The organism is Chloroflexus sp., from assembly GCF_034435895.1.
In the GTDB taxonomy this organism is placed as follows: domain Bacteria; phylum Chloroflexota; class Chloroflexia; order Chloroflexales; family Chloroflexaceae; genus Chloroflexus.
Map to the genome: position 1 here is coordinate 1 of NZ_DAOTWH010000324.1, position 7,231 is coordinate 7,231.

At 60.3% G+C, this 7,231-nt stretch carries 6 protein-coding genes; 1 reads left to right on the top strand and 5 read right to left on the bottom strand.

What is annotated here, in order from left to right; genetic code table 11:
- Positions 1-79: 79 nt before the first annotated feature.
- The 5 genes from U9R81_RS18105 to U9R81_RS18125 all read right to left on the bottom strand — a co-directional run bounded on the left by U9R81_RS18105 (position 80) and on the right by U9R81_RS18125 (position 6,092).
- Entirely contained in the window at positions 80-745 is a 666-nt protein-coding gene (locus tag U9R81_RS18105) for a DUF4143 domain-containing protein (RefSeq protein ID WP_322496811.1), read from the bottom strand.
- A gap of 1 nt (position 746) precedes the next feature.
- The gene (locus U9R81_RS18110; protein WP_322496812.1) at positions 747-1,112 is read right to left on the bottom strand and encodes an AAA family ATPase; all 366 of its coding nucleotides are present in this window, start codon (positions 1,110-1,112) and stop codon (positions 747-749) included.
- Between the two features lie 168 nt (positions 1,113-1,280).
- Entirely contained in the window at positions 1,281-1,700 is a 420-nt protein-coding gene (locus U9R81_RS18115) for a DUF6069 family protein (protein ID WP_322496813.1), read from the bottom strand.
- A 454-nt stretch (positions 1,701-2,154) separates the two neighbouring features.
- Positions 2,155-2,460: a MarR family winged helix-turn-helix transcriptional regulator gene (locus U9R81_RS18120; protein WP_322496814.1), complete on the bottom strand. Its 306-nt coding sequence runs from the start codon at positions 2,458-2,460 to the stop codon at positions 2,155-2,157.
- Between the two features lie 194 nt (positions 2,461-2,654).
- The gene (locus U9R81_RS18125) at positions 2,655-6,092 is read right to left on the bottom strand and encodes an AfsR/SARP family transcriptional regulator (protein ID WP_322496815.1); all 3,438 of its coding nucleotides are present in this window, start codon (positions 6,090-6,092) and stop codon (positions 2,655-2,657) included.
- Between the two features lie 216 nt (positions 6,093-6,308).
- Here U9R81_RS18125 and U9R81_RS18130 point away from each other — a divergent pair, with 216 nt between their 5' ends.
- A complete protein-coding gene (locus U9R81_RS18130) occupies positions 6,309-7,181 on the top strand; it encodes a DMT family transporter (protein ID WP_322496816.1) in 873 nt (290 codons plus the stop codon).
- Positions 7,182-7,231: the final 50 nt, after the last annotated feature.

Genomic DNA, 7,231 nt, shown 5'->3' on the forward strand with positions numbered 1-7,231 from the left:
CCGGGCGCCGCCGCCACGGCCACGCCGCACCGAGCGCGCATCGGCGCGCCAACTGCGGTTGGATTTGTGAGGAATCACATCATCGGAGTGTCGTGGCTAATTGCGGCACATCGGCCAACGGCAACACCGTGATCCGAGTATCAAGGGGATATGCTTGGCGGCCGGGATAGATCACCCAGAGATGATCAAGGGCAAGATCGTTCAGGGCAATCCGCATCGAGCGGGTCACACCGGGAGCATCGGCAAACTTGATCTCGCAACCGTAGCGTTTGCCGCGGATATGAACAAGCAAATCAAGTTCAGCTCCGGAATGCGTTGCCCAAAAGTAGGCTTCCTGCACTTGGAGCAGAGTGATAATTTGTTCGATAGCGAATCCTTCCCACGAAGCGCCAAGTTTAGGATGGCCCTGAACATCGGCCAATGTTGTCAAATGCAGCAGACCATGCAACATGCCGCTATCACGAATATAGATCTTAGGTGATTTAACTTGCCGTTTGCTTATATGTTCAAACCAAGGCGGCAGGATACGCACCATATATGCACTGGCCAAAATGTCGAGGTAGCGTCGAGCAGTCGCTTCGCTCGAACCTAATGAGCGAGCAAATTCGGCAGCATTCCACTGCTGACCGTGGCAATGAGCAACCATCGTCCAAAACCGGCGGAGTGTCTCGGCTGGAACAGTAATGCCCAATTGGGGAATATCACGTTCGAGGAACGTGCGGATAAACGCCTTGCGCCAGAGCATGCTACGTTACGGCGAGAAACGAGCGTGGAAAACCGCCGCGCAGCCAGAGCTGGTACAGGTTATCGACGCCGGCTTCAGTGAGATTGAAGCCAGCCATATCCACAAACCCAATCCGTCCAGCCAACGTCTCAGAAGCGCCGCGCACAAGATGAGGCGAGGCTGAGCCAAGTAAGAGAAATTGCGCAGGATTGTGCGGACGATCGACGAGGACGCGCCGCAACTCGAACAAGGTCGGTTGGCGTTGAATTTCATCGATAATGACGAGACCGGAAAGCGTCTCAAGCACGGTAAGCGGCACAGTCAAGCGCCGCGCATCGACTGGATGCTCAAGGTCGAAATAGGTTGCTCCCTGTGCAGTGCTGAGCATGCGGGCCACGGTTGGCTTGCCGCATTGCCGTGGCCCCAACAGCGTCACAACCGGATGAATCGTGAACAGCCTTTAATTTGGTTAATGATCGCTGGTCGCGGGATAAGCATAGCTCGATTGTATTCCTTGAAAATCCTCAAGTCAAGTGCGAATTTTCAAGGAAGAACCTCATTTTGCTGCCGTAAACCGCACCAGCGCCCAGATGATCGCTCCCGCAGCGATGATGTGCATCACGTTGAGGATCATCTGTTCAATCAAGCTGATCGGCAGGGTGAAGGGGCCGGCGAATGAAATGATTAGCACCACGGCTGCGATTATCAGAAAGACACGCAGCGGGCGGGCGGTGAAGCGATTGAGCAACGCTACGACAACGGCTGCGCCAATCGCTGGAATGACGGTTGAAACAATCACCGCCACCGCCGGCAAGGGCATTGGCTCGTTGGTAGGTGGCGCCGGGGCAAGAAACTCAAACCCGGCGGCGCGCGCGGCGAAATAGACGATCAAGTTAGCAATCACGCCGATAAGAGCGCCGATGAGCGTGGCGAGCGGTAGACGGCGCACGTCGAGCGGTTGGTTAAGCCAGTTCATCATCATATCCTCGGTTGGAAATCACCATCCAAAACCTGAGATCCCTGCACCCTATGGTTCATGGGCAAACGGAACGCCTGAGCGCAGAATGCAGTTGATGGCTTAGCGATGAGTCGTTTCACTCTTGCCCCTAGCGTCGCTCCCACTGGTTCAGGAACGGACAGACCACCTGATCCGGAACCCGGCCCTGAAGGGCCGGGCTACGTCTACGAAGCCCGCTGCACGGGCTGCTGGTCCTCACCCCCAGTCCCGCTCCCACCGGCGCGGGAGCGGGGAGCGGAGAGTCGAACGTTGAGGCATGGCACAGCGATCAACCGTTGTACGCGACCAAATATTCTGTTCGCTCCTCAACTCCCTACGGGTGAGGCAGCGAGCTGGGAATGCGGGATAGACCCTCTAATCACAGAGGGCGGAGAAGCATGCCGATTCTCGCCGTCCTCCGCGGTCATCTTTTTCACGCCTGATCGGCCAAATTGTGATACACCCGTTGCATTGCGGCACCCAGCGCTGCGGTTTCTGCTGCCGTTAACTCTGCAAACGCCTGCCGGGCCACCGCTTGGCAGGCCGCTTCAACTGCCGGCCCGATCGCGTGCCCGCGTTCGGTCAGCCAGACGTGGCGAGCGCGGGCATCGCCAGTAGCGGTGCGTTGGGTCACGAGACCGATGCGGGCCAGCCGGCGCACCATCTCGCTAACCGTCGGCTGCTCGATGCGCAAGCGAGCAGCTAGCCGGGCTTGGCTTTGGCCATCCTCTGCCCACAACGCGCCAAGATCATCGCTTACCCGACGTACAACCCGTGCTGGCTGAGGGCAATGTTGAGCTAGTTCCGATAAGCTTTGCAGAGATTGGCGAGCAAGAAGCTCAGATCATCTTCCATTATTATTGGCTGGCAAAGAATAAGCTGGCTAAGAATATTGTGCTATGCATTATCTGCTTGTCAAGGGTGCGCAGGCTCTTAGGCGGCGGTTGGTTGGCGTAACGAATTTGGTTGGCCGGCAGCCATGATCAGCCGGTTCACGTCAGCGTTCAGATAGATTGCGCGGCTGGCAGGATCGCTCAACCGGTTGGCCCGCTCTTGCACCAAGGCGCGGCCTAGGTCAAGAATAGCCTGTGCCCGCGGGTCGCGATTGGCTTCCAGCGCCTGAAAAGCCGTCCAGTAGATCCGCAGCGTCTCTTCCGCGCCGTAGAGATTGCCGCCGGCGAGCAGATGCTCGACAATCGGCGTTGCCCGGCGCAAGGCTTCGGGCAGATCGTTGCGCGCCAACGCCACGCGGGTCAGGCCGGCCTGCGACTCAAGGATGAGCGGGTGGTAGTTGAGGCGTTGGCGAAGCGCTTTCGCTTGGGTATATGCCTGCTCGGCTTCATCGATCCGGCCCAGCGCCAGCAAGGCATGGCCTTGGAAGTCGTAGCCGTAGGCTTGGAGATCGATCAGGTGTGCAGCCTGTTGGGTCGCGGCGCGGGCATAGTCGAGCGCTAGTTCGTGGCGTTGGTTGTGGTGAGCGTGCAGGCTCAAATTGGCTAGTACCACCGTGTGATGTTTGGGATTGCCCACTTTGTCGCAGAGCGCGAGCGCGATCTGGGTGTGCGCTAACGCGCGTTCGTAGTGCCCCATTTGGTCATACGAGATACCGAGGTTGATATGAGCAACCAACTCGGCATCCCGGTTGCCGCACTCACGGGCCAGCGCCAACTCTTGCCAGTAGTAGCGTTGCGCCTGCCCGTAATCACCGCACGCATCGGCATTCTGTGCCAGCAGGTCGAGCACGTTGGTTTGGTGATAGGTCAAGCGGAGGCGTTGGTAGATCGCGAGTGCCTGTTGCAGATAATATTCTGAGCCGGTGAAATCCCCTTGCGCGTTGACCACATTGCTGAGGGTTTCGTTGCAGCGCGCCAACATCAGGTAATGATCGGCTTTGCCGGCGAGATCGAGAGCTTTTTGCGCGTACTCCTTTGCCAGCTCGTTGTGGCCCGCGTGGAGTTCACACCAACTCAGCAGACGCCAGTAGGTGCTTTCGATCGCGAGGCCGTCGATCGAGTCAGGCGGAACGGACTGGTCAAGCACCGCGCGCAGCCGATCCAGCGTTGCCCGACCGGTTTCTTTATAACTGCCTGCGTTCTCGATGATGCCCAGCCGCAAGAGCGCTCGGACAAGCAACGGCGGATCAGCCACCTGTTCGGCCAGTGCGACCGCTTCGTGGAGCATCGACTCAATCGCTGGCCCGCTGGTGCGATAGCGCTGTAATATTGCTTGGGCGAGCAGCAAATGCACTCGTAGCCGTTGGCTGGCCGGTTGGTTGGGGTGGCTCACGTAAGCCAGACTCTGCTGGATCCGCTCTAGCCCATCGACCAATCGCCCGCTTAGGTAAAAGAGATCTTCGTAGGCGGGCGCCGCGGCGCTGGCCAAGTCCCACGCGCCATGCGCCAATGCCCAACGCCAAGCGGCTTCGATATCGTTCAAGCTCGCGATCAATCGCTCGCGGACGGCAAAGCTCTCCGCTCCTTGCATAGCATGGTACGAGCCAGCCAGCCAGCCCAAAAACCAGTGGGCATGGCGGCGAGCAGCTTCGTTAGCTAGCTCATGGCCAAAATCGCCGGCCAGCTTCTCGCCGGCGAGCTGGCGGATATGCTCGTGGAGCCACACGGTACTATCGTCAAGCCGGCGGGCTAACGCCAGATCAAATAACTCATCGAGTACTGGCGCATCGCCGGTCATAGCCTGCGCCGCCTCGATCGGGCATGGCGCTCGCACAACGCTCAGCATTGCCAGCGCTTGCCGGCTGTGTTCCGCCAACGTCTGCCACGTCGAGGCAAAGATGGCAGCCAAGCTGCGATGGCGGGCCGGCGTGTCGGCCAGCGGGTTGCGCAACGTTTTGATGCTCTGCTCGACCGTCTGGCGCAAAGCCGGTAAACTCATATTGTGCAGCGAGGCTGCGGCCAGTTCGATGCCAAGCGGCAGACCGTCAAGATAGGCGCAAATGTGTTCAATATCGTCCAGCGCCATACTGCCGCTGAGCGTCAGGCCACTACGCTCAGCAAGTTCGATAAACATCAGCGCGCTGGGACTAAGCCCTCCAGCTGTGATAGCGGTCGAGAGCGGTCTGACCTTAAGCACATACTCGCGGCGCAGATGGAGCGGCTGGCGGGTTGTGACCAAAGCGACACAATCGGGTGCGGCTGCCAGCAGTTCGTTGACGAACAGGTTCGCAGCGGCGACGTGCTCGAAACTATCGAAGACCAATAGGTACGCGCGCACTTGCAAAGCGGTAATGACTTGCGCCGGCACGGACTGGCGAGCATTCAATTCGATGTGGCAAGCTGCAGCAATGGCGCGGGCCACATGTTCGGCGGCATCTTCATTGGCTATCACAGTGCCATCTTCAGGGTGCAAGAAGATATACCGCACCCCATCCCGGAATGCATACTGCATCAGGTGCGCGGCGCGCATTGCCAGCCGGGTTTTGCCGATCCCGCCGGCCCCGACCACGCTGATCAGTTGGATGCTGGGTTGATTGAGCCAGCCGGCCAGTGTCTCCACTTCGCTTGCCCGCCCGATGAGCGGCAACTGGTCAATCGCAGCGGCTTGGCGTTGCGAAGGCAGGGCCGGCGCGATGGTGTTGGCAACATGGCCAGCGCGAATCGTTGATGCCAGATGTTGCGTCTCGGCCTCTGGCTCGATCCCGAACTCGCGCTGCAACATCTCGCAACAGGTCTGGTAGTGCGCTAGCGCCGCCGTGCGTTGCCCCTGCTGGGCCAGCGCCAGCATCAATTGGCGATGGGCCGCTTCGTGCCATAGTTCGAGATGCAATTGTTTGCTGGCATAGCTTTGCGCTGCCGGCCAGTCGCCTTCGCGCAGCGCCCGCTCGGCAAGGTGGCCGAAGACCTCGATCGCGGCCCGGTGCATCGCTTCACCTTGATGGGTTGACCATTCAAGGAACGGTTCGCTTTCCGGGGTGATGCCGGCCAGAAATGCCCCGCGGTACAGTGCAGCGGCTTCGCGCACATGCGCTTGGCAACTGGGGCAACCGGCGGCAGAGCGGTGGGAGTGGTTGCGTACCGCTGCAACTGCTTGCGTGAAATCTAACGCATCGACCTGCCACGAGCTGGGCAGGTCGAGGGTGACGGTAGCTGGTTCGGTGCGTAGTACGTGGTGATCATTGCCTAACGCTTGCCGGATACGGCTGAGCGTGACGCGCAGCGTATTTTGCGCGGCGCTCTGCGGGCGATCCGGCCAGAGCAAATTGGCCAGCGTCTCGCGCCGCACGGCTTGCCGTTGGTGAAAGCACAGCCACGCGAAGAGCAAACGCGCACTGTCGGTTTGAAACGCTCCGCTCAGCGAGACACCGTCACGGCGAACGTCAAAACCGCCTAAGAGTTGAATGTGCCATTCAGTCATGATGGTGTGTTGGGTGCTGGGTTGGCAACATAATCAGATTATACCACTTGCCGGCAGTGATTACCAACAGCGCACGTATGCCGTCTGCACCGTCGTGGCAGGAGCTGGACAGCCGTCCGGCTCTACTTCGCGCCTTTGCCGCCTTTGCGGCGTGGGGTGGGAGCCGGACAGCCGTCCGGCTCTCCAATCGTTCGGAAACCTGTTACAATGATTGACATGACAGCCATTTCCGTCCAACACCTGCGCCCTGCCCTGCGCGCTGCGCTCTGGATGGCCGGCGCGTTGCTCTCGTTCAGCGCCATGGCCGTCGGCGGGCGTGAACTCGCCGCCGAGCTGTCCACGTTTCAGATTCTCTTCTTCCGTAGCCTGATCGGTCTGCCGCTGGTTGCGCTGGTTGCATTGCGCTACGGCGGCGCGACCCAGTTGCGCACTCGCCGCCTGCCGTTGCATCTGGCCCGCAATGTGGCCCACTTCGGCGGCCAGTATGGCTGGTTCTACGGTTTGGCCTTCATCCCGCTTGCCGAGGTCTTTGCGATTGAGTTTACCGTGCCGCTATGGACGGCGCTGCTCGCGGCGCTGCTGTTACGCGAACGGTTAACCCGCGCCCGGTTGGCGGCGGTGGCGCTGGGGGTGGCCGGGACGCTGGTCATCTTGCGCCCCGGCGTGGGGTTGGTGCATCCGGCTGCCTTGGCTGTGCTGCTGGCTGCGTTTGGTTACGCCACTGCCCATACCCTGACCAAGAAGTTGGTCAGCACCGAGACGCCGCTGGCGATCCTGTTCTATATGACCCTGATCCAACTTCCGCTCGGTCTCATCCCATCATTGCCGGATTGGACACTGCCCTCGCCGGAACGGTGGCCGTGGGTGCTCGCAGTGGGGGTCTCGGCATTGACCGCGCACTACTGCATGGCACGCGCATTGCGATTGGCTGATGCCACCGTGGTCGTGCCGCTCGATTTTCTCCGCCTGCCGCTGATTGCGCTGATCGGCGCACTCTTCTATGGCGAGACGGTCACGTGGCCGCTGGCGCTTGGCTCGGCCCTCATTCTCGCCGGGATTGTAGTCAATCTGCGCGCCGAGCGGCGCTGATATGTTGTCATTGCGAGGGCGCGCCGGCCCCAGCGTCGCCGGGGCCGGCC